Below are 22092 nucleotides of genomic sequence, written 5' to 3' on the forward strand. Positions count from 1 at the left end.
CTGTTCCATTCTTTTTGACAGCGGAAAGACCTTCATCAAAACTTTGAAGGCCTTTCTTTTTATAAGATGGCTTTTTCTAAAAAGAGGGTTTCTAACCCTTCCTTTATTCACCCCTGGTCTTGTCTTCCCGCCTTAATTTATATAAATAAATTTTAATCATAAAATAACTGATCTCTTCAGGAACCAGTTCTTTAATCGGCTTCAGCCTATCCCGTCCGGCTTCTGCGACAGCTTTCTCCAGCTCGCCAATGAAAGTTTCGGGGAGTAGGATCGAGAAATCAACCTCCATTCCATTTTGAATGCATTGAATAAGATGATTTTCAATTGTACTGACTGCCAGCTCGCGGTGAGAGGCTATTTCTTCTGGTGTTAAACCTTCCATGTGCAGCTTGTGTGTTTCCTTAAGCGAATCATTTATGGACTTTTTCGCCTGCTTCTGCGGAGCAGCAGCCATCGAATGCTGACTCCGTTCCCTTTCCGGATGGGCTTCATAATACTCGATAAGTGCTTGGATAAAGATTTCGCCGTATTTTTCTAGTTTGTGCTGTCCGACACCGCTGACCTGTAAAAATTCCGCCGCAGTTAATGGCAGCTTAACACACATATCCTTTAGCGTTGCATCCGAAAATATCACGAACGGCGGCACTTTTTCCGCATCTGCCACACTTTTTCTTAATTGGCGAAGCTCATCAAACAATGGATCACTATTGGAAACCTGTTTAATTTGTACAGCTTCTTTCCTAAAAACCTGTTCTTTGCCTGTTAGAACCGCTTTCCCGGCAGGAGCCACAAAAATTGTCGGGTATGCTCCTTGTTCCACCCCAATTATGTTCATGGAGATGAGGAAATCGATCAGCTCCGTGACCTGCTTGGCACTTTTCCCTTTCATAATTCCATAAGTTGATAGCTTATCAAATTTGAAATCCAATACTTTTTTATTCCGCGAACCAGTTAATACGGCCGCGGTCATTGCTTTGCCGTACTTTTGCCCCATCCGAATGATGCAGCTTAATACCATTTGCGCTTCCTTGGTTACGTCTACACTTGAGCGGGTATCCGTACAATTTCCGCAGCGCCCGCACGCCTGTGTTTCTTTTTCGCCAAAGTACTCAAGAATTGAGGACTGAAGACAGTGTTCTGTATGGCAATAATCAACCATCTGCTGCAGCTTCTCCAGTTCCTGCGCCATCCTTGCCTGTTCAGCTGATTGGTCTATCAAGAAACGCTGAATTTGCACATCTTGCGGCGAGTAAAGGATGATACAGTCACTAGAAAGCCCATCCCGGCCGGCACGCCCAGCTTCCTGATAATAACTTTCCATATTTTTTGGCATTTGATAATGAACAACATATCTTATGTTGGATTTATCAATACCCATGCCAAAGGCTGACGTCGCCACCATCACCTCTGCTTCATCTTTTAAAAATCGGTCCTGTTCAAAAGCACGTTCATCATCCCTCATGCCTGCATGATAACGGGCAGCTTCAATGTTTTCCTCCTGAAGCCATTCATACAGCTTATCTACGGTCTTTCTGGTTGCTGCGTAAATAATCCCCGCTTCCTGCTTATTCTTTTTTATATAATCTTTTAAAAAGACAAGGCGATCCTGATCCTTAATGACAGAGAATGCTAGGTTTGTCCGTTCAAAACCGGTAATAACCGAATGAATTGGATTAATACTCAAAGAATGACAAATGTCTTCCCTTACCTTTGGTGTCGCTGTTGCAGTTAATGCCAAGACTGTTGGATTTCCCGGCAGTAATTCCAATAACCGCGAGATATGCAGATAGCTTGGCCGAAAGTCATGTCCCCACTGGGAAATACAGTGAGCTTCATCGACCGCAATGAGAGGAACTTGGATATTTTTTAAAATCTCTCTAAAATCATAGGATTCCAGCCGTTCAGGTGCAACGTACAAGAGCTTGTATCCCCCATGAATCGCCTCATCAATAGTTTCTTGGACTTCTTGGCGGCTGAGGGAACTATTGATATAAGCTGCCGGGATGCCAAGCTGATTCAATGTATCCACTTGGTCCTTCATCAAGGATATTAACGGTGAAATGACGATTGTGGTTCCAGGAAGAATAAGAGCAGGAATTTGATAGACAATCGATTTACCGCCGCCTGTAGGCATCACACAAATGGTATTGTTTCCTTCGAGCACGGATGAAATTGCCTGTTCCTGACCCGGACGGAATGACGAGTATCCATAATAGGTTTTAAGAAATTCTTGGGCTTGTTCGAGCAAAGCAGAGGGCTCCTTTCTTTTTTCGAGGAATTATATTTGAGGGTCATACTGTTTTATTTTAACATGTTTTGTCGCTGGTGAAGCCGTGCTTTGTGAGTTTTAAAAAAAGTTCCCTGAACTTTTTATTTTTTTATTATAATAGGAAAGTATTGAAAAAAATCTCGATTTAAAATTACTAGATTAAGGAGTTTTTACTATGGAGCTAAAATACCAGGGAAAAACAAAAGATGTCTATCAACTAGAGGACGGAAACTACTTACTTTCATTTAAAGACGATGTGACAGGTGTAGACGGTGTCTTCGATCCAGGAGCAAACTCAGTTGGACTAACGATTGAAGGAGCAGGCCGTGCCGGACTGCGTTTAACAAAATACTTTTTTGAAATTTTAAAAGAAAAGGGCATCCCTACGCATTATATCGATGCAAATATTGAAGAAGCAACCATGACGGTTAAGCCTGCTGAGGTTTTCGGCCAAGGTCTTGAGGTTATTTGCCGCTATAGAGCCGTTGGAAGCTTCTTGCGCAGATATGGTTTATATGCAGAAGAAGGACAGCCGCTAGATGCCTTTGTTGAAGTAACCATCAAGGATGACGACCGTCAGGACCCGCCTATCAGCGAGGACGCACTGGATATGCTTGGGATTTTAAACAAGGACGAATACAAAGTATTAAAGGCCCTAACACAGCAAATCGGACAAGTAATCAAAGACGAACTTGCGAAAAAGGATATTGAGCTATACGATATTAAATTTGAATTCGGCCGCGTAGGCAAGGACAAACAAATCGTACTAATCGATGAAATCTCAGGCGGCAACATGCGCGCATACAAAAACGGCCAATACATCGAACCCCTAGAGCTAGAGAAAATGTTCCTTTAAAGGAGCATGCCCGCTTTAATGCGTTAATACATTGGGGGTCAGGCCCCCGGTGCGGTGATGCGTTAAATTGGCGGGGGTCAGGCCCCCGGTACGGTGCTGCGTTAAATTGGCGGGGGTCAGGCCCCCGGTGCGGTGCCGCGTTAATTTGGCGGGCGATCAGGTCCCCGCGGCAGTGCATTAAAGAAGCGAACAAGGGAAATGAGCCTTGTTCGCTTTTTTAGGTACAGAATTTAGACGATTGTCGATTAAAAAAGAAGGAGGATGTCCTTCATTGCCTTCATGAAGGACATATCTCTCTTAAAAATGAGGAGGAAAGGCCTTCATAGCCCTTATGAAGGACATTTATTACAGAAAAGCAAAGGGGAATGGCCTTCATCCCCTTATAAAAGCAGGTCCGCCAAGTCTGCTATTTACTATGCACCGAAATTGGCTTTGCAGCTGCTGATCGCTCTCTTTCTCTGATACAGAATACCCCAATCAACCCAATCGCCGAAAAGACCACCGGTATGAAAAAGCCGTAGTAGTATCCTGCACTAATGTTTCCCGCAGCCTGAAAATGATCTAGTACACTTCCAAAAATACTTGGCAGTAATACGGCACTAAGAAAACCTCCTGTATTCGCAAACCCCGAGGCAATGCCAGATTCTTTAATTGGAAAGGATTGGCGAACAGCTGCAAACGTTAAAGCGTTCGCCCCGTAGGCAAGGCCGATAATAAAGAAAAGGCAAACCAGCAAGGAATATGGCGGATGTCCCTTTAAGAACAAAAAGGCCGACCAACTCAAAACAATGATGACATGGACGAAAATATATGGACGCTTAATCATGTCTAACCGGCTTGATATCCACCCTGCTAAAGGCGCGCCAATAAGAGCCCCGACAAGACCGATCAAAACAAGCTGGCTCGCATCCAGACGCGTCATTCCATAGACATGCATTCCATAAGGAACAGCCCATGAACCAATGAATCCGATATACGTTCCAACAAGCCCAAAGTGGCATAAGAATAGAGCCCAGGCTTGCCTGCTTGCAAAAATTTTCCGGAGAATTACCCATGTTTTTACACGTGGTCCATCACTTTTTTCAAATAACGTTTGCTTTGGTTTTTTGACAAGAACAATATAAAGAAGAATCGCACATAAACACAATAGGAACCCTGTTGAAAAAAACGCAGACCTCCAGCCAAACCAATCAATTAAAATGGAAAATGGGACTGTCGCAAATAGAAAGCCCAGGCTGCCTGTCATGGCGACAATTCCGATTAATTTTGTAAATTCCTTTGCATTAAACCACAGGCTCAATATCAGAACCATATTAACCCAGATTGTCGCATCTCCTATGCCTGTCAAAATCCTGGCAAAAAACAGAACAAACTCATGTGTACCCAGACTATAAATCATAGTCCCTAAACCTGTAAGTATGGCCCCGATAATTAGAAAAAAATTGGGCCCATATCGATCAGCCCAAATCCCCATCGGAATTTGGAGGCCAGTATAGACAAAAAACTGAATACCGGTAAGCAGCCCAATTGTTGATGCATTTACACTAAAATCCCTCATAATCTGATCAGGAATTAATCCCGGAGCTGTCCGCTGACTCGACATTAATAAATAAGTGAACAATACAGATGCAAATACAACCCATCTTAACCTGCTGTTTTGTTTGTCCAATGATGTCTACTCCCGTTAGCTTTTATCCATATATATATGGGATAACCGCAGCAGTAGAAACCCATTTTAGAAAAATAATTGATGTACTGGTGAAAAAATCACCTTACGTATGAGGATGAGAAATACTTGAAAATGATTTCTTTTCAGCTTATAAAAAAAAGCGGAGAAAAGCCCCGCCTAAAAGATCGAATCTACTAATTCTATTTCTTCCCGTGTCATTTTTACATCAGCAGCTTTTGCATTGTTGATAAGCTGTTCAGGGTTTTTCGCCCCAGGAATCACGGCATCAATTGGCCCCCTTGTTAAATACCAAGACAGCACTAAATGCGCAATTTCGACATTCTTCCCTGCTGCCAATTCACGAAGGTGTTCAATTTTTTCAAGATTAGTAAAATAGGTTTCTTGTTTAAATAACGGATGCTTCTTCTGCTGCTCCGTCAGCGGGGTATCCTTTCGATATTTGCCCGTCAGCAATCCCTTTGCCAGTGGAAAATACGGAATGAAGGAAATACCCTGTTCATTGGCATATGGAAAAATTTCTTCTTCTGCCTCACGATTGAATAGATTGTAATGCGCCTGCAGGACCTCAACATACCCGTCACGATTAGCTTCCTCTAATTGTTCGAGTGAAAAATTAGATACGCCAATCGCTCGAATCTTTCCTGCCTCCTTCAATCGCTGTAACGCACCAACCGCTTCGTACTTTGGCGTATTCTCATCTGGAAAATGAATATAAAACAAATCAATATAATCGGTCTGAAGTCTTTTTAACGATTCCTCTACGCTGCGTATTAGGAACTCCGGAGAATTATTATGAACAAGCTCTCCATTTGGGAATGTATAAGATGCCTTAGTGGCGATGATGAAATCATCCCGCTTCCCATGTTCCTTCATGACCTCGCCAATCAGCTCTTCAGACCGACCAAGCCCATAATAATAGGCGGTATCTATAAAGTTCATCCCATGACTGACAGCCGTATGGACAATACTTTTTGAAACCGCTTCATCAATATGATCATAAATATTATGTCCGCCAATGGCGTTTGAACCTAGGCCAATGGGGTGGATCAATAAATCTGTTTTTCCAAGGCGAGTTTTTGTCATTAAAAAAGCTCCTTTCAGCGTTTACAAATTAAACTGCATGTACGTCTGAATAATACACCAATTCTGATATTTAAAACAAGAAATCTGTTTTGAGTGGTTTTCTTCAGACAGTCCAATCAAAAAGTACGGTCTGACTGTCCGAAGGTGACTCTGCTTTAGACTGTTCTTGCTTAAAATCTAGCACAGCTGTCTGAAGCTCTCCCCACTTTGGACTGACGCCACTTAAAATCTAGCACACCTGTCCGAAGCTCTCCTCGCTTTGGACTGACGTCACTTAGAATCCAGCACACCTGTCCGAAGCTCACCTCGCTTTGGACTGACGTCGCTTAAAATCTAGCACGGTTGTCCGAAGCTCTCCACACTTTAGACTGACCTCGCTTAAAATCTAGCACACCAGTCCGAAGCTCTCCACACTTTAGACTGACCTCGCTTAAAATCTAGCACACCTGTCCGAAGCTCTCCACACTTTAGACTGACGTCACTTAGAATCCAGCACACCTGTCCGAAGCTCTCCACTTTGGACTGACGTCACTTAGAATCCAGCACACCTGTCCGAAGCTCTCCACACTTTAGACTGACGTCACTTAGAATCCAGCACACCTGTCCGAAGCTCTCCTCGCTTTGGACTGACGTCGCTTAAAATCTAGCACTGTTGTCCGAAGCTCTTCCCGCTTTGGACTGACCTCGCTCAAAACCCTGCACCGCTGTCCGAGGTACTCCCCACATTAGACTAGCCTTGCTTTAAATCTAGTACGGCTGTCCAATGTTCTCCCCACTTTGGACTGACCTTGCCTATAATACTGCACAGCTGTCCGATGTACTCCCCGCTTATAATAAATCCAAACACCAAAGTACCATTAGTTTGAAAACTAATGGTACTTGTTGCTTAATGATGCAGCGGGGTCCTTTCCCCCGTGTATTAATAATAATGGAGCCCTTTTTTAAAGATTTCATGGGCTAGCTGGACAGCAGATACTGCAAGGTCCGCATAGGTTATTTCTTTTTTTGGGCTGAATTTATTATTGGTATCTGTTAAAAGACCTAATGAATGGGCCAATGCCACAAAACCGATGTTTTCTGGCGTTACTTCTTTTGCATCTGCAAATTTAAGCTGATAGATTCCTTGATTTTTTGCTGCTTCAGCCAGTTCAAGTAACCGAATATACCAAACGGCTAATTCTTCTTTTGTCAAATGCTCGTCTGGGTTAAAAGCTATCTCTTTTTCAAGAACACCTAGAGAAACCGCACGTTCTGCTGCTTGGAAAAGCGGATGCTCAGGCTTAATATTATCAAAAGTTTGATTTACACTTTTTTGATGTGGAGGGTATTCGGGATAGAATCTTGAAATGGATCTCATGACAATCTCAAGGGCTGCTCCCTTTGTAATTTTCTCATCCCCCTGAAAATCCTTGGCATCTTTCACCTCGATAATTCCAGCCTCCATTAGATAATTAAGCTCTTTTTCCGCCCAAGGATGGGAAATAGTCTGGTGTTTGTTATCTAATGCGCTAGTCCATTCGCCTGTACTCGCATCTAAATAGCTAAATGGATTCTCGCTGTATTCCGGTGTATATACGAGCTGGTAATGGTCTCGTTTTTCACCAGTTCCTTCTCTAAAGAAGTTCAGCTTAAGGTTAAGATTTTCAAAAAACTTGGTCGTCGCTTTCTCTTTAGAGATTACATTTTTAACAGATGGCCAGCTTTGGATATCGGAATGATTCACATTCAAGCTCAGCAGCTCACCGTTTGCAGAAATCCCCACGGAAATCTGATCCCCATTCACGAGAATTCCATTTACTATTCTTGGAAAACTAAAATGATATACGCCTCTAGCTTCATTATAATAGGGTTCACCCATTGGTATCGCATAGTTGTGAAGATAGGATGGGGCGTAATTTTTTAAATACTTCACTGCTTGCTCAAGTGCCTCTTCTTTAGCAATCGCTTGGCTCTCTTTTTGATCGTCGCCCGCTTCTTTGAGGACATCGGCCTTCAGGTCATGATATTGAATAATTTCTCCCGTTTTCTTATCAATTTCTAAATTTGTTCCCGTACCGCCATTATGGTATTCATACATATATTGAATACTAATAACCTCTTGTCCATTGTGGTTTTTCGTCTCATCAATCGATTCGATTCTAAGCTTTATCTCCTTTGAATCAACCTTAAGTAATTTTTCAGCAAACGTCTTTGCCTCTTCCAGTGTTAGATTGGCTCTCTTAGGCTGAATGGCTTGATCTGTAATAGGCACAAGCCCATCCCTAGCAGGTAGCTTAGAAGAAAATCCATTCAACGTCTGCCACTCACCGGTTATTGCATGTACCCCCCGCATTTCACTAGACGGCTGGTAAACAAGTTTGACATCTTTTGCACCCGTTCGATAGTCATGATCTATTCTATAATACAAATCTATCGAAAGGTCATCTTTCATTTTCGAAATGATTTCCTTCTTCGACAGAGCTTTTGTCTCATCATCAAAGGATGGAATGCCTTGGTTGAATGTACTCCGATAAAAATCATTTATCTCCCCATTCCCAAGCACGGTGATTTGTATTCGCTGATCGGAAAGAGGAATATTATTTTTTGTACGTACGAAAGAAAAGGAATAACGGATAGGTTCCGTAAGAAGTTGATGGTTTGGAAAGAAGGTAAAGTATTGAGGCTCTAGCTGGTAGTCACTTCCATCAGCGAATTTCTTTAAAAATTCCTGAGCAATGTTCTGCGCTTTTTCTTTCGTTACTTTTGCAGGGAATAGTGCTTCCTCTGCATTCGAAGGGTCATAGTTAAAACGCTCAATTTCTAATTTTTCTCCAATAAAGCCAATAGACCCATTCACATATTTGCCATTTTTTAAGTTTTTATGAAAGCTAAGATCATAGCGGATTGTATCATCATCAGGGTAGTGATGGCCAGACCCCATGTGGAAATCACTATCCTTCAGATAATTAAACTGTGGAAACAGCTCCCTGAATTTCTTAATCAGTTCACTTTTAGATACCACAGCTTCCGCCAGCGATAATTGAATTTGTGTCTCGCTAAGCTGTTCATTTCCCAATGATGCTGCGCCCGCTCCCGGTGCAAATATCCCAATTGATAGACCAGTAGTCAACGCCAAAAGTCCCAGTTTTCTAAAGCTCTTCAAATAATCCCTCCTAATATTTGGCAGTCTATTCTATTATATACTACATATTCAGAATTATGTTGAGAAGATAGAAAACTAAAAATGGAACAAGCAATACAAAACAGCTTATTTTAATTTCCGCAGATTTTTCTTCATAAGAGAGGCTACTCCTAGATTATCCTGTTCGGAGGTGTTTTCTAAGTGCTTAATAATTAATTCTTGCCGTTCTGCTGAATGATTTTGACTTAATTTAGCTTTTGCTTCAATTTTAGTGATGTTTATTTTGAATGCAACTATTCCTTTACTCATTCCTTCAATAAAGCTAGGGTCCATATCACTTAAATGATATGGACTATCTGGTTTTTCGTATTTTTTTACCAGGTCATCCAAAGAATCAATGATTACTTGTTGATTATCAATAATCTCTAACTTACCGTACACATGGATAGAGACATAATTCCATGTGGGTACAGCCTTCATAGTTTCATACCATGAAGGTGAAATATAGCTATGCGGACCTTGGAAGATCACGAGGACTTGCTGGCTTTCCGCATCCTTCCATTGTTCATTAGCACGTGCAAAATGCCCATATAAAGCATTTTCAGATTTACTCAGCATCAGCGGCAGATGTGTAGCACAGGGTGCGCCATTGTGCTGAGAAACAAAGGTTGCAAATCCATACTTTTCGATAAAATCATAAATGACCTCTTCATCATCCATTTTAAAATGTTTAGGTATATACATAAAAATCAACCTTTCAATAAGTTATTGGAGTGGTTTACTCATGATAAAGTCGGTTTGTTCCTCATCCCCCATATAAAAAGAATGTGCTCCGATTTGGACAAACCCCATTTTTTTATAAAAAGCAATGGCATTTTCATTTTTTTCCCATACCCCTAGCCAGATGTTCTCTTTATTCTGTTCCTGCGCTATTTCTATCGCTTTATTTAGCAAATATTTGCCAAGCCCCTGTTTTTGATATGTATTCTTTATATAAATCCGCTCAACTTCCAGTGATTGATCACCTATTTTTTCAGACTGTGCCTCATTGGTATTAACCTTTAAATATCCAGCTAGTTCCTGATTATAAAAAACAAAAAAGAATTGCGAGGAACGATTGGATAATTCTTTTTCTACTTGTTCTAAATTAAAAGCCTTTTTCAAGTAGGCATTCATATTCTCGGGTGAATTTTGATCCTTAAATGTTTCATTGAATGTTTCATAACTAATTTTTTGGAGTGAGTGTAAATCTTTGAGCGTGCACTTTTTTATACTTATCGTCATGATGTTTGGCCTCTCCTTTTTAATTCAATACTTTCGTTTGTTTCCCTTTTTAACATATTCCCAGTCTATTTCTACATTTTTTCTAACTCTCTGAAGAAGCTGAAAAATGGTGTCTGCTTCTTTTTCGGTAAATCCTGCTAATGCGATACTATTGGAATATTCATTCTCTTTTTTTATAAAAGGATAAACATTACTGCCTTTCTCTGTTGGAAAGAGTTTTTTTATTTTTTTGTTATGCTCATCCTCTTTCTTTTCGATAAAGCCATTCATTTCAAGTTTTTTTATCGCACGAGCTGCTGTTGTTCGATCTACTTTTATCATTTCAGCTAACTTTTCTTGAATGATTCCCGGGTTTTCGCATATTCGCACAAGGTACAAATACTGGCCTTTTGTCAGATCATATTCTTTAAATTCTATATTGCTGATCGAATCTAGTGCTCTGGCAATCATCCCAATTTCACGTAATATTTCCTTCATCAGTAACTCCTTTGCATTCATTTTCGTTGCATTTGCAATATAAATAACCTGGATTGAATTTAACCTAAATTTGCTGTATTTGCAACAAAAAAGTTAAAAAAGCTGGATTAGCTTCCGGAAATAACCGTTGAAAACTTGACAAAAAAAGTTATTTATGCTATAATTTACAATTAAACTATTTGTGTATATAATAAGATTCTCCTGGCCGGGGAATCTTATTTTTTTTGGAGGAATAGAGGATGAAGAAAAATGAATTTAGTGTAACTTCATTAGTATCTGCCTTTAGCCGTGCCTACCACAGCAAATTTGACTCACCGAAAATTTTCGATGATTTTATTGCTAATGATTTAATTTCTTCAAAAGAAATGACAGAGATTAGCGCGAATATGATTAATGGGATTGAATTTTTTAATAAGGAAGTCGCCCAAAGACACAAAAATCAGCCAGACAAAATCCTAAAATGGATCACGCAGGTTCAGCTTTCCCCTACCCCACTCGCCCGTGCTGCTTATTGCGAAAATGTATTACTCCATGAAATGCTGCTGGGGGTAAAACAGTATGTTATTCTTGGCGCCGGACTTGATACCTTTTGTTTCCGGCATCCAGAATTAATCGATAGCTTGGAAATATTCGAAATAGATTATCCAGCCACACAAGAATCTAAGAAGGAAAGATTAGCAGACGCAAACCTCAAAGTTCCAGCTAATCTTCACTTTGTTCCAATGGATTTTACAAAGGGATACGCAATGGAAGGCCTTGCTAAGGAAGGCTTTTTGCATAAACAGAAAACATTTTTCAGTCTTCTTGGAGTTTCCTATTACTTAACAAAAGAAGAAATAGCTGTTTTAATTAAACAATTATTTGCCGGCCTCCCGCAGGGCAGTTCGATTGTTTTTGATTATGCAGACCATAACCTTTTTAACGAAAAAGGAAGGTCTAACCGTGTACAAAACTTGTTGCAAATGGCTGCAGCCGGAGGCGAACCTATGAAAGCTTGTTTTGCTTATAACGAAATGGAGAAAATGTTAGAAAACGCCGGGCTGCTTATATATGAGCACCTATCGCCTGATTCCATTCAAAACCAATTCTTTCAAAATCGTACTGATTATTTATCCGCATTTGAAACGATCCACTACATTCATGCTGTTAAAAAAGAATAGCTCAATGCCTCCCTATGTATGGGAGGTTTCCGCTTTTTTAGTAAAAAAATCCGAGTTTCTATTAAAAAAACCGACATTGTTAGTCCAGATGACCGTCTAATCAATCCCCTGTTAATATGACACCCGCAAAGCTCCCGCTCAATACCCTTTTCTCATTTTGATTCATGCATGAGAAGGTTGCCATAATTGATAATCTATCATTATCTTTCTTTTCAAGTTGTTCAACCGTTACTTCACAGCTTATGGTATCTCCGGTAAAGACGGGTCTTAAAAATTCAAAATTCATTGTACGGGCCAGTACATTGTATTCTCCGCCAACTTTTGTCGGCAAGGTAGCCGTTAGCAGCCCTTGAACGACAAGTCTCCCCAGTTCACCAGGATTCGTATGATGAACTCCTTCATCCCAGGATACTTTTGTAAATATTTCAACATCTTCCTTTGTAAATGTCCGCTGAAATCGAATGATATCTCCGACTTTTAAATTCAATGATATTCCCCCTTAGATCAATGAATAAGAGCATTATGAATAACAGTTGTACCACCTATATTTTACGTAATTTTCAGAATAATTAAAAGTCATATGAATATAGCGCCAAATGTGCAGTACATATCTTCTCAATCAATATGCTATAATTTGGGTGTAAATAAAGTTAGAGGTGACCATTCTTGGCAATACATGTTGTATTATATCAACCAGATATTCCATCGAATACTGCAAATATTGCACTTACTTGTGCTGCAACGGATACAGCCTTGCATTTAATCCGGCCACTTGGATTTTCAACAGATGAACAAATGTTAAGACGTGCAGGGATTGATTATTGGCAATCTGTCAACGTAACCTATTACGACTCATTGGATGACTTTTTTTCAAAAAATCAAGGGGAGTTTTACTATATTGAGACATTTGGTGAAAAATCACACTCATCAACTGATTTCAGTGATAGAACAAAGGACCATTATTTTATGTTTGGAAAAGAAACAACAGGTTTACCAAAAGATTTACTAAGACAAAACAAAGATCACTTTTTGAGAATACCAATGAATGATCATGTCCGTTCATTGAACCTTTCGAATACTGCCGCTATATTGGTGTATGAGGCTTTGCGCCAGCAAGGATATCCTCATTTAAGGTAAAGAAATCTTCCGAGTTTTGGAAGATTTCTTTTATTTAAGTAATATTATTTCTTCTCTATTAAAAGCAATACCACGAAGGTCTTCATTGCCTAAAATAGTATGGCAGATATTATAGAGATGCGGTCGTGATTAAACTTTTTCTATCACATCTAGATTGAATGAGATATTTCTAAGTGGTAAATAGATTTGGATCTTGATAGGGATAAAAAGGTGAACAATAGTTATTGGGGATGGGAGTGTTAAAATTCTTGAAGCATTCGCAACTTTATAAAGTTAACTGAGGGATTTAAAGTCTAAAAACATTAGCCGAAGAATACTTTTACACTGCCTTCCTTTTGTGCTGTCTCTAAGCAGTTTATTATGAAATCCTGGATTTGCTTTTGATCCCATGGTACTGGATCGTTACTTGAATAAAACGTGGCCTTGTTACCAAATAATTGATTGCAGTCACGCAAAGCCTTTTCAATTTGCTGTATGGAAAATGTTGAACTGCGTCCTTTCCCGCTTACTCCTCCATAATGTTGAAAAGCATCCAGCAGACGGTAAATAATAGTAGCATTGCGATTTCCCATACTAAAACGTGCATAAGCAACTTCATTTCCTGCTTTATTGTATCCTGAAATATCGTGACCCATTAAAAAATCCTCCTTTTAATTTGTATCTGCTAAATTAAGCCGTTGTTTTCCTTTCCAATCAATTAGGTCATTAATCAACAGTAACCTTTAACACAGCCTTAAATTTTACCAAAAAAGGTTAAATATTAAATGAACATAGTAAATAATTACATCGTTAATCACTCCTTTCAGGTTGGTTTTTAAATATATTGAAATAGAATAGAAGAAAAAGGAGTTAAAATAAGAGTGATTTGAAGAATCAATATGAGGCTATACAAAAAGCGGCGGAATATATCGTCAGATTTTTTCATTTTTCTAAGGTTTCGTGTGTAGAAGGCGTTTAAAAATTATGTAGATTTTTGGAGAAATATGGGGTTTCCTATTTAATAATTTCATAATTTTCTAAATTCGTCAATAGATAACAATTCGACAAAATTCGAGTATTATAACTATATCTCCTATCAATAACAACTAATAACAAAGGAATAAAACAAAAATTGGCTGGAATGAGCACGGTTCAATACCGCACTCACTCCAGCCAGTTAAACTTCTTAGTATAAACCATAACTTTTATTGGGGTACACCAGCTTAGCTTTCACTTTGAATTGGCAGATTTCTACTGCCCCGATTTTCAATCATGATTCTTTCGCCATAAAATGATCGAGCATTCCACGCACCTCATCTGTTGAATTTGTGCTCATTAATTGATTTCTTAATTCACTTGCCCCACGAAATCCTTTAACATATATTTTAAAAAAGCGGTGAAGGGCCTTGAAGGGACGCAGCTCTAAATTTGAATATTTATCATGGAGATCCAGATGTAATCTTAAGAGATCAAGCAATTCCTTACTGCTATGCTCTTTCGGTTCTTTTTCAAAGGCAAATGGATTATGGAAAATACCACGCCCAATCATCACCCCATCAACACCATATTGGCTGGCGAGCTTTAACCCAGTTTGACGGTCAGGAATATCCCCATTAATCGTCAAAAGTGTATCTGGTGCCACTGCGTCACGAAGTTTTTTAATCTCCGGGATTAGCTCCCAATGTGCATCCACTTTACTCATTTCCTGCCTAGTACGCAGATGAATGGACAGATTCACAATGTCTTGTTTCAATAGGTGAGTCAGCCAGTCCCGCCATTCGTCTATATTTGTGTAACCAAGCCTTGTCTTTACACTTACAGGTAATCCCCCTGCTTTTGCCGCTTGTATTAAATCTCCCGCAACATCCGGACGACGGATCAGACCGCTTCCCTTCCCGTTTTGTGCTACATTAGGTACAGGACAGCCCATATTGATATCGATACCCCGAAAGCCAAGTTCCGCCATACCAATACTCATTTGCCGAAAGTTTTCAGGCCTATCCCCCCATATATGGGCGACAATTGGCTGTTCATCCTCCGTAAAAGTCAAACGCCCGCGCACACTGCTCTTCCCTTCTGGATGACAGTAGCTCTCCGAGTTGGTGAACTCTGTAAAAAACACATCAGGTCTGGCTGCTTCACTCACCACATGACGAAAAACAACATCCGTCACTTCTTCCATTGGTGCCAGTATAAAAAAAGGTCGTGGTAACTCACGCCAAAAATTATCGATCATCTTGAAATTCAAATCCTCTCATCATGGGATACCAAGCTTAACCATTATCCCAAAATTAACAAGCAACATATTTCTGCTCTTTTACACTTATACCATGGTTTTGCAGGTTTTATCAAACTGAAAGGACTGATATCAAGGGTACAATATGAAAAAGACCCTGATTTCGCAAAAGTGTTTTTTACGAAATCAGGGTCGGATTAGCAATGTTTATTTTAATTAGCAAGAGAATTGCTAGCTAGACAAATGATATTCTCAATTTTGTACTATTGATTTACTCATTGACTGCCAATGTCAATGGCGCTGTCTGTTTTCGTTTAAATTGCTGTTTGTACAACTTTTGATACAAACCTTCTATTTGTATCAATTCGTCGTGCGTTCCGATTTGCACAACTTGTCCTTGATTAAAGGCGATAATGATATCCGCATTTTGAACTGTGGTTAGTCGGTGAGCAATGACAAGAGTCGTCCTACCCTTCATAAGCTCATCCAACGCGCTCTTAACATAAAATTCTGTTTCGCTATCCAAAGCAGAAGTTGCCTCATCCAATAATAGAATCGGAGCATCCTTTAAAATCGCACGGGCTATGGCCACCCGCTGCTTTTGTCCGCCCGATAATTTTACACCTCGTTCACCAATTTCAGTGTCGTATCCATGCGGAAGCGTCATAATAAAATCATGAATGCACGCATCTTTTGCAGCACGAATCATTTCCTCTTCGGTGATATTCGGCCTTGCAACAAGCAAATTTTCTTTAAGCGTCCCTGCAAAAAGAAAGGTATCTTGAGGAACATGGGCAATCGCACTTCTAAGCTCGGACAATGTAAATTCCTCCGTACAAACCCCATCAATTAAAATATCGCCTGCTTGTGGCTTATAAAAGCCTTGCAAAAGATTAAAAAATGTACTTTTTCCCGCTCCGCTTGGGCCAACAAAGGCAACGACTTTTCCAGCAGGAATGGTCACATTTAAATGTTCAAAAACCTTTATTCGCTCATCATAGCTAAACGTAATATCTTTAAATTCAATGGATCGTGACAAAGACTTAGGCGAAGTAAAATCCGGAAGATCCATACCTTCAACTGGTACCTCTATTACATTCATAATTCTTTCAACAGCCGTCACCGAACGTTGAAAACCAGCCCACTGGCTTGCAAGTCCTGTTAGTGGATAAACAAGATGACCAACCAAATTTAAAAATGTTAACAACGCACCAACGGACATCTGAGCTTGCGAAACATAATAAGCACCTAATAACAGTGTCACATAAAAAGAAAGAGAACTTACGAGATTTCCCCCAGAAGAAAACAAACCCTGGAGTTTCGCATTCTTTAATTCTAACTGGTATAGCTCCTCATTTTGATTTGCAAATTTTGAAAAAGACGTCTTTTCTAGGGTAAACGAACGAATAACAGAAATCCCATGAAAAGTTTCATTCAGATGAATGTTCACCTTTCCAAACAATTCATGAATGGCGCGGCTATTCCTTCGTAGAAACAGTCCAAACACCATGCCAGCAAGCACCGCAATCGGTGTGATCATTAAGCTCAACAGGGATAATGTCACATTTATTTGAAGGAGATAAATAAATACAGTCAAAAAAATAACTGGCAGCCTCACTAAATTGATTAAGCTATAACCGATGACCCCATTAAGACTATGTATATCATTAGTAAAATGCGAAATAATTTCCCCCGACCTTAGATTAGAAACTTTACTCGCAGGAAGCCGCAGAATATGACTGAACAAATGGTTTTTCAGATCCCTTTTAACCCCATTTGTTGCCACGGTTTCAAAATAGATATCTAGATATGAAAATAGAATACTAATAATGACTAAAACTATAGCTGTGGGGATTAACGATTGAAGTTCGGCTAAATCAGCACGAACGGCTGCATCAGCAATTTTGCCAAAAAAAGCAGCGAAAGCAATCGTTAATGTCACATCAACGGCTAACAAAAAAAGCAATACTAAATAAGCCTTCCAATGATTACGAATAAATGGCCTTAACAGAGTGAAGGTTTTTAAAATATCCTTCATTGTAAAGTATTCTTTTACGTTATTAAACAATTGCTTTTTTAATTTATCCATATAGACACTCCATGTAACCAGCTGAAGTTTATTTATGCCTGCCAATACTATTCAAGCTTTAATTAAATTAAAACCCTTATATATTGGATTATATAAGGGCAGAATCTTTAAAGATGCATCATCGTTTACTAATGATTAAGAGTCATAATTATTACCTTTCCGATGTCCGTAACCATAGCCATTTCCAGGCCCCATACCTGGACCATCATCATAACCATGGCCAGGTGCATTACCACTATTCCCTCTACCATCCCCATGGCCATAGCCATTACCATTCCCTGGATCCATTGTCATTTCAATTTCAAGAATTTCTAATTCCGGCCTTTTCCAGCATTTTTTCAAATCATTCACCCCCTTTCCGACTAATTCTTATATCTAACATTTCTTTGTTACTTAAGGTGAGAAAATATATCTTTATCCAAGATTATAGCTAATATTTAGTTCTTTTTAAAGAACAAAAAATGTCGAATTGAAACTTTTAAAGACTTAATGATTACTTAGATACGATTTCGGATGACATTTTAATAGATAGAAGGGCATATCTTCTGCAAAAGGTGTGGAAGAATGCCTGTGTATGATATCGATTGAGAAGGAGGATCGGAGATGAATACTTAAAGAAGAAATACCTTAATTCTAAATTACTTTTAGCACTGGCGGGATTTAAAACTGCTTCAATAATATATTAATCAATTAACTAAGACATAGTAGGGAAGAATAATGTAATTAATGGGAAGGAACACAGTACTAGTTATTCAATCTGTAATCATACATACTAATGTTGATTACAGAGTTCATGATATTAATAATAATTTTGTTTAGATTTTTCAACATGATTATGTAAACGCTGTTCCGTAACCAATTATATTGTTTTCATCACCACCCTTTTAAAATTTAATAGGTGGTGATGAATGCTGAATAATAGCTCTAAACGCTAACATCCTTTTGCTTTAAACGGATATTTACTTTATTAAACAGATTTTTCCCCACAACATATAAATATTTAAATTCCTCAGTCCTATAAAACATAATTATATAAATAATATTGGGAACAAATAAACAAATTAAACCTCTTAAAATTAACAAGGTCCAATCATCATTAAACAAATTAGATATACTATTAGTTAAGAAGCAAGTTCCTACCCCTAAGAATAAAAAGTAAATATATTTGTAGAAGTAATAACGAACCTGCTTTTTAAATACCTTTTTATAAACCAGATACGGTGCAACCCAAAACGGAACTAGCAGTGTACTTATTAAGGTTCCAATAAATACACCTACAATCCCAAAATATTGGACAAGAATAATTGAAGCTACTAGGTTTATACCGGCTTCGAAAAAGGGAGCATATCGATCCTCATGAAAGATTCCTGCGGTTGTTTTCACCATAGATACTGATCGTCTCATTCCTGAAACAAAGAAATTTATCATTAAAACAAATAAAATCCCTTTACTCATAAGAAAGTCGTTCCCTAACCACAGAACTATAAATGGCTCTATAATTACGAATAAAGTGATAGTGAAAAATGAATAAATCCAAAAGTTAAACAGCATCATAACCTTAAAAAAACTATATATCTTGTCATCACTTTCTATGGCTACAAGATTACCCACACTATAGTTTATATTATCGAATACTTGATTTATAAATGTCCGGCATATATTTAACAACATGTAGTAATTGGAGTATAAACCTACAGCAGCAACACTGATAAAAGATGCTATAATTAGATTATCAGTACCAAATACAGCATAACCACCTATATTATGTAGAACAATGGCTTTAACATTTTTAACAATATTATTTTTCGTCTCTAGATCTAGTTTCACAACAACTTTACTTTTAAGAAATGGATACATTCTATCAACTAATAATGATAAAATAATTGATGTGATAATCGTTATTAGAATATCTATTATCAAATAAAAAATAAAGTTTCCAGTATAATATAAAATCCCAATTTTAACAAAGGTGGCAATGATCGCCGAGATAGAATACACACTTGTGACAATATATCCCTTTTGACTTACATTAAGGAAGGATATTTTATGTGTAAATAAATAAGACGCAGCCGTATTTATTAAAAATAGAATATAGATTAGTCCTACTTTTTCAACAGTTGTTTCCTTTACAAAAAGGTCTAAAAATGGAAACAATGATAAACCAAGAAAAAGTACAACTAAAGCTATTACCCTATATGCCTTTTTATAAAAGTTCATTAGCATATTTATTTTTTGTTTATCATTCTCGGCTACTGGTTTATATAAATTATAAATAATCGCTGATCCTATTCCTGCTTCAGCCAAAGAGAGCATGCCCAAAACATTAGTGAATAGACCATTTATCCCTAAGTATTCAACCCCTAAATAAGCAATAAATACAGTTCTTGAAATAAAGCTTAACAAAGTAATAATTATTTGACTCCCGAGACCAGTTGAAACATTTATGATTGAGTTCTTTACTCTCATGATATCCACCTTAGGATTATAAAATAATTTTTTTAAAGAAGATCCGTATTTAAGTTAATTTCCATTTCTATATTAGACCAATCATTAAATAAGTTTTCAAATACTATTTTTCCAAATTAATTAATTATTTAAAATTTCCTGTATCGTAGCAATAGAATTACAATAATTAAAGAACTTTCTTCTTTCTTTTGCTCTTTCAGAATAGTGCTCAATCAATTTTAAGTCTGAAAGTACTTTTTTTACACCTTTATAAAGACTATCAGTATCGTTATCAACTAAAATACCGTATTCGTCATCTCCCAAAATTTCGTGCATCCCTGGACAATTTGTTGTTATTACTGGCTTTCCTAATATTAGAGCTTCTATAACAACTGTGCTTAATCCCTCTACTCTAGACGAAGAAACAAATACATCCGCCTCTTTAATGTATTTATATGGATTAGATTGAAATCCAAACAGTGTGATTAAGTCATTTAGTTTATTTTCTCTAATCATACACTCCAATAACCCCCTTTGTTCTCCTTCGCCTATTATCCATAAATTAAATTTAAATCCATTATCCTTTAACATTTTACATACCCTTATTAGTCTATCGTACCCTTTTTGATGCACTAGTCTTCCAACGGTCACTAAAGTTATTTTTTCTTTTTCTTTATGAATATCAATCGGTTCAAGACCTTTTTCTAATACTTCACTCTCATTTATCGGGTTGTATTTAACCTTTACGTTTTTTTTCACACCAAAAAATCTTTTAAAACTTTCCGAAACACTTTCCGAAACGCAAACTATATCATCATATTTTTTATAGCATTTAACCTCTTCAGAAAAAGAATGAAAGACATCTTTAGTCCAATGATTTTTTTCTAAATCTGAATGTACCCATGTAATTTTTTGTGAATATTTATTTGTAGACCCACTTATTATTTTTGTAGAGTAACCCTCAAGAAATGCAACTTCTATATCGTATTTAGGTTTAATATAAAGGAAATATAGGAGACTGGGATGATTTTTAAAGATATATTCTCTAATATTTAGACAGAGTACATTAATCATTTTTTCTAATAGATTTTTCCCAGGAGATAATGTTTTAAAAAGTGGCTTATACTTAACATGCTTTTTTATCTTTTCTAAATAAATTCCATTTTCTTCTTTACTCATTACAGTTACATCATATAACTCTTTATCCAGTCCTGCTACAAGTTCACTAAGGACCTTCTCCGCGCCGCCTCCACCTAAATTATTTATATAAAAAAGAATCTTTTTCATTCTGTTCATCCCTTACGAATAGTTTCATTTTCATTATTAAAATCCATTATTATTTCATTAAAATACTCATCAGCTAAACTATCCTCTTCAAACAACCCAGCATTGACCTCATTAACAAACTTATTTTTTATAGGTGTTGCTTTAGCGACCCCCTTCAAAAACCATTCGTATTCCACGTCTATATGGCCAATGTCAATAGCTTGATACCCCTCTTTGTGCAGATCATAAGCTAAAACTGTAGCAGTTGGGCCTAAGGCTATAAGTATTAATGATTCATTTTCTAACGATTTTACATAAGACACTATTTTATTATATTGTGAAAAAACATGCTTATTGGGGCAAAGAACTCTTCTGATCGTTTTGGCGTTAGCAAATAGATCATTTCCAACACCTAACCTGCTGTATTCTCCCTCTACAATGACAACATCCTGGTTTTCCCATATCTTTTTCATTTTATCAAAATAGTATTTGCTTTTATTAACATTCTGAAAGCATAAATAACATCTACTTATAAGCGAATTAAAGTAATCCTTCTTCATATTTAAATTTCTATACCATTTTAATCTGTATTCAACTAAATGTTCTTTCCATGCATCCGCATTGGAATTAGTATACTGACTGTTATCCCCAAAAATATCAGGTATACAAACAATATGCTGATTACTTTCACTAAGTAATATCTCTTTAAGTCTATCTTCCAATAAAAATGAATGCTTCTGAAACGATATATCCTTTCCGCTGATTAATTTTAATTCGCCGTCTCCATATCTACTTACGGAGCATCTGTCATTAACTATTTTATCTATAGTCTCACCAATTGTTTTAACCTGTGGAGGTAATATTAATTTAGTTACGAAAAAGTCAATAGAATATAAATAACACCTTTTCAACTTAATTACTAAATCAAAGGCATTATTCCAAACCTTGACTAATTCTTTTTTACCTACAAAGTCATTCATCTAACATTTACCTCCATTGC

The 22092-nt window shown here is 37.6% G+C and carries 18 protein-coding genes; 3 read left to right on the plus strand and 15 right to left on the minus strand.

Annotated elements, in window-relative coordinates; genetic code table 11:
• Positions 1–103 precede the first annotated feature (103 nt).
• Positions 104–2248: a DNA helicase RecQ gene (gene recQ, locus AC1Q59_RS21125; RefSeq protein WP_492367842.1), complete on the minus strand. Its 2145-nt coding sequence runs from the start codon at positions 2246–2248 to the stop codon at positions 104–106.
• A 196-nt stretch (positions 2249–2444) separates the two neighbouring features.
• Here recQ and AC1Q59_RS21130 point away from each other — a divergent pair, with 196 nt between their 5' ends.
• Positions 2445–3125, plus strand: coding sequence for a phosphoribosylaminoimidazolesuccinocarboxamide synthase (locus AC1Q59_RS21130; RefSeq protein WP_492367843.1), 681 nt, complete (start codon positions 2445–2447; stop codon positions 3123–3125).
• A gap of 406 nt (positions 3126–3531) precedes the next feature.
• Here AC1Q59_RS21130 and AC1Q59_RS21135 read toward each other — a convergent pair whose 3' ends face one another.
• The 6 genes from AC1Q59_RS21135 to AC1Q59_RS21160 form a co-directional block, all read right to left on the minus strand.
• The gene (locus AC1Q59_RS21135) at positions 3532–4794 is read right to left on the minus strand and encodes an MFS transporter (RefSeq protein ID WP_492367844.1); all 1263 of its coding nucleotides are present in this window, start codon (positions 4792–4794) and stop codon (positions 3532–3534) included.
• A gap of 177 nt (positions 4795–4971) precedes the next feature.
• Positions 4972–5898: an aldo/keto reductase gene (locus AC1Q59_RS21140; protein ID WP_492367845.1), complete on the minus strand. Its 927-nt coding sequence runs from the start codon at positions 5896–5898 to the stop codon at positions 4972–4974.
• A gap of 919 nt (positions 5899–6817) precedes the next feature.
• On the minus strand, positions 6818–9040 hold the full coding sequence (locus AC1Q59_RS21145; RefSeq protein WP_492367846.1) for a YcdB/YcdC domain-containing protein: 2223 nt from the start codon (positions 9038–9040) through the stop codon (positions 6818–6820).
• A 105-nt stretch (positions 9041–9145) separates the two neighbouring features.
• Positions 9146–9763, minus strand: a complete 618-nt coding sequence (locus tag AC1Q59_RS21150; RefSeq protein WP_492367847.1) for an FMN-binding negative transcriptional regulator — start codon at positions 9761–9763, stop codon at positions 9146–9148.
• A 21-nt stretch (positions 9764–9784) separates the two neighbouring features.
• Entirely contained in the window at positions 9785–10303 is a 519-nt protein-coding gene (gene paiA / locus AC1Q59_RS21155) for a spermidine/spermine N(1)-acetyltransferase (protein WP_492367848.1), read from the minus strand.
• Between the two features lie 24 nt (positions 10304–10327).
• Positions 10328–10780, minus strand: coding sequence for a MarR family winged helix-turn-helix transcriptional regulator (locus tag AC1Q59_RS21160; protein ID WP_492367849.1), 453 nt, complete (start codon positions 10778–10780; stop codon positions 10328–10330).
• A gap of 239 nt (positions 10781–11019) precedes the next feature.
• On the opposite strand from AC1Q59_RS21160, the gene AC1Q59_RS21165 reads away from it, so the two are divergent.
• On the plus strand, positions 11020–11940 hold the full coding sequence (locus tag AC1Q59_RS21165) for a class I SAM-dependent methyltransferase (RefSeq protein WP_492367850.1): 921 nt from the start codon (positions 11020–11022) through the stop codon (positions 11938–11940).
• A 100-nt stretch (positions 11941–12040) separates the two neighbouring features.
• On the opposite strand, the gene AC1Q59_RS21170 is transcribed toward AC1Q59_RS21165, so the two are convergent.
• Positions 12041–12427: a hotdog domain-containing protein gene (locus tag AC1Q59_RS21170; protein ID WP_492367851.1), complete on the minus strand. Its 387-nt coding sequence runs from the start codon at positions 12425–12427 to the stop codon at positions 12041–12043.
• Positions 12428–12606: 179 nt separating this feature from the next.
• Between AC1Q59_RS21170 and trmL the strand changes: the two genes are divergently transcribed.
• Entirely contained in the window at positions 12607–13077 is a 471-nt protein-coding gene (gene trmL / locus AC1Q59_RS21175; protein ID WP_492367852.1) for a tRNA (uridine(34)/cytosine(34)/5-carboxymethylaminomethyluridine(34)-2'-O)-methyltransferase TrmL, read from the plus strand.
• Between the two features lie 302 nt (positions 13078–13379).
• On the opposite strand, the gene AC1Q59_RS21180 is transcribed toward trmL, so the two are convergent.
• The 7 genes from AC1Q59_RS21180 to AC1Q59_RS21210 form a co-directional block, all read right to left on the minus strand.
• Entirely contained in the window at positions 13380–13712 is a 333-nt protein-coding gene (locus AC1Q59_RS21180; protein WP_492367853.1) for a hypothetical protein, read from the minus strand.
• Between the two features lie 614 nt (positions 13713–14326).
• Positions 14327–15292, minus strand: coding sequence for a tRNA dihydrouridine synthase (locus tag AC1Q59_RS21185; RefSeq protein ID WP_492367854.1), 966 nt, complete (start codon positions 15290–15292; stop codon positions 14327–14329).
• 271 nt (positions 15293–15563) lie between these two features.
• Complete coding sequence (locus AC1Q59_RS21190; protein ID WP_492367855.1) at positions 15564–17381, minus strand: ABC transporter ATP-binding protein; 1818 nt, start codon at positions 17379–17381, stop codon at positions 15564–15566.
• A gap of 135 nt (positions 17382–17516) precedes the next feature.
• On the minus strand, positions 17517–17723 hold the full coding sequence (locus AC1Q59_RS21195; RefSeq protein WP_492367856.1) for a paeninodin family lasso peptide: 207 nt from the start codon (positions 17721–17723) through the stop codon (positions 17517–17519).
• Positions 17724–18305: 582 nt separating this feature from the next.
• A complete protein-coding gene (locus AC1Q59_RS21200; protein WP_492367857.1) occupies positions 18306–19847 on the minus strand; it encodes a lipopolysaccharide biosynthesis protein in 1542 nt (513 codons plus the stop codon).
• A gap of 120 nt (positions 19848–19967) precedes the next feature.
• The gene (locus AC1Q59_RS21205; RefSeq protein ID WP_492367858.1) at positions 19968–21113 is read right to left on the minus strand and encodes a glycosyltransferase; all 1146 of its coding nucleotides are present in this window, start codon (positions 21111–21113) and stop codon (positions 19968–19970) included.
• A 5-nt stretch (positions 21114–21118) separates the two neighbouring features.
• A complete protein-coding gene (locus AC1Q59_RS21210) occupies positions 21119–22072 on the minus strand; it encodes an SP_1767 family glycosyltransferase (protein ID WP_492367859.1) in 954 nt (317 codons plus the stop codon).
• Positions 22073–22092 lie beyond the last annotated feature (20 nt).

It is taken from the genome of Cytobacillus sp. MT66, from assembly GCF_058792595.1.

Excerpts from the sequence above, each read along its gene's own strand:
- AC1Q59_RS21150 (WP_492367847.1), bottom strand. The coding sequence starts at position 9,763 with ATGTATATACCTAAACATTTTAAAATGGATGATGAAGAGGTCATTTAT.
- AC1Q59_RS21130 (WP_492367843.1), top strand. The coding sequence starts at position 2,445 with ATGGAGCTAAAATACCAGGGAAAAACAAAAGATGTCTATCAACTAGAG.
- AC1Q59_RS21140 (WP_492367845.1), bottom strand. The coding sequence starts at position 5,898 with ATGACAAAAACTCGCCTTGGAAAAACAGATTTATTGATCCACCCCATT.
- AC1Q59_RS21160 (WP_492367849.1), bottom strand. The coding sequence starts at position 10,780 with ATGAAGGAAATATTACGTGAAATTGGGATGATTGCCAGAGCACTAGAT.
- paiA (WP_492367848.1), bottom strand. The coding sequence starts at position 10,303 with ATGACGATAAGTATAAAAAAGTGCACGCTCAAAGATTTACACTCACTC.
- AC1Q59_RS21205 (WP_492367858.1), bottom strand. The coding sequence starts at position 21,113 with ATGAAAAAGATTCTTTTTTATATAAATAATTTAGGTGGAGGCGGCGCG.
- AC1Q59_RS21200 (WP_492367857.1), bottom strand. The coding sequence starts at position 19,847 with ATGAGAGTAAAGAACTCAATCATAAATGTTTCAACTGGTCTCGGGAGT.
- AC1Q59_RS21210 (WP_492367859.1), bottom strand. The coding sequence starts at position 22,072 with ATGAATGACTTTGTAGGTAAAAAAGAATTAGTCAAGGTTTGGAATAAT.
- AC1Q59_RS21165 (WP_492367850.1), top strand. The coding sequence starts at position 11,020 with ATGAAGAAAAATGAATTTAGTGTAACTTCATTAGTATCTGCCTTTAGC.
- AC1Q59_RS21185 (WP_492367854.1), bottom strand. The coding sequence starts at position 15,292 with ATGATCGATAATTTTTGGCGTGAGTTACCACGACCTTTTTTTATACTG.
- AC1Q59_RS21180 (WP_492367853.1), bottom strand. The coding sequence starts at position 13,712 with ATGGGTCACGATATTTCAGGATACAATAAAGCAGGAAATGAAGTTGCT.
- AC1Q59_RS21190 (WP_492367855.1), bottom strand. The coding sequence starts at position 17,381 with ATGGATAAATTAAAAAAGCAATTGTTTAATAACGTAAAAGAATACTTT.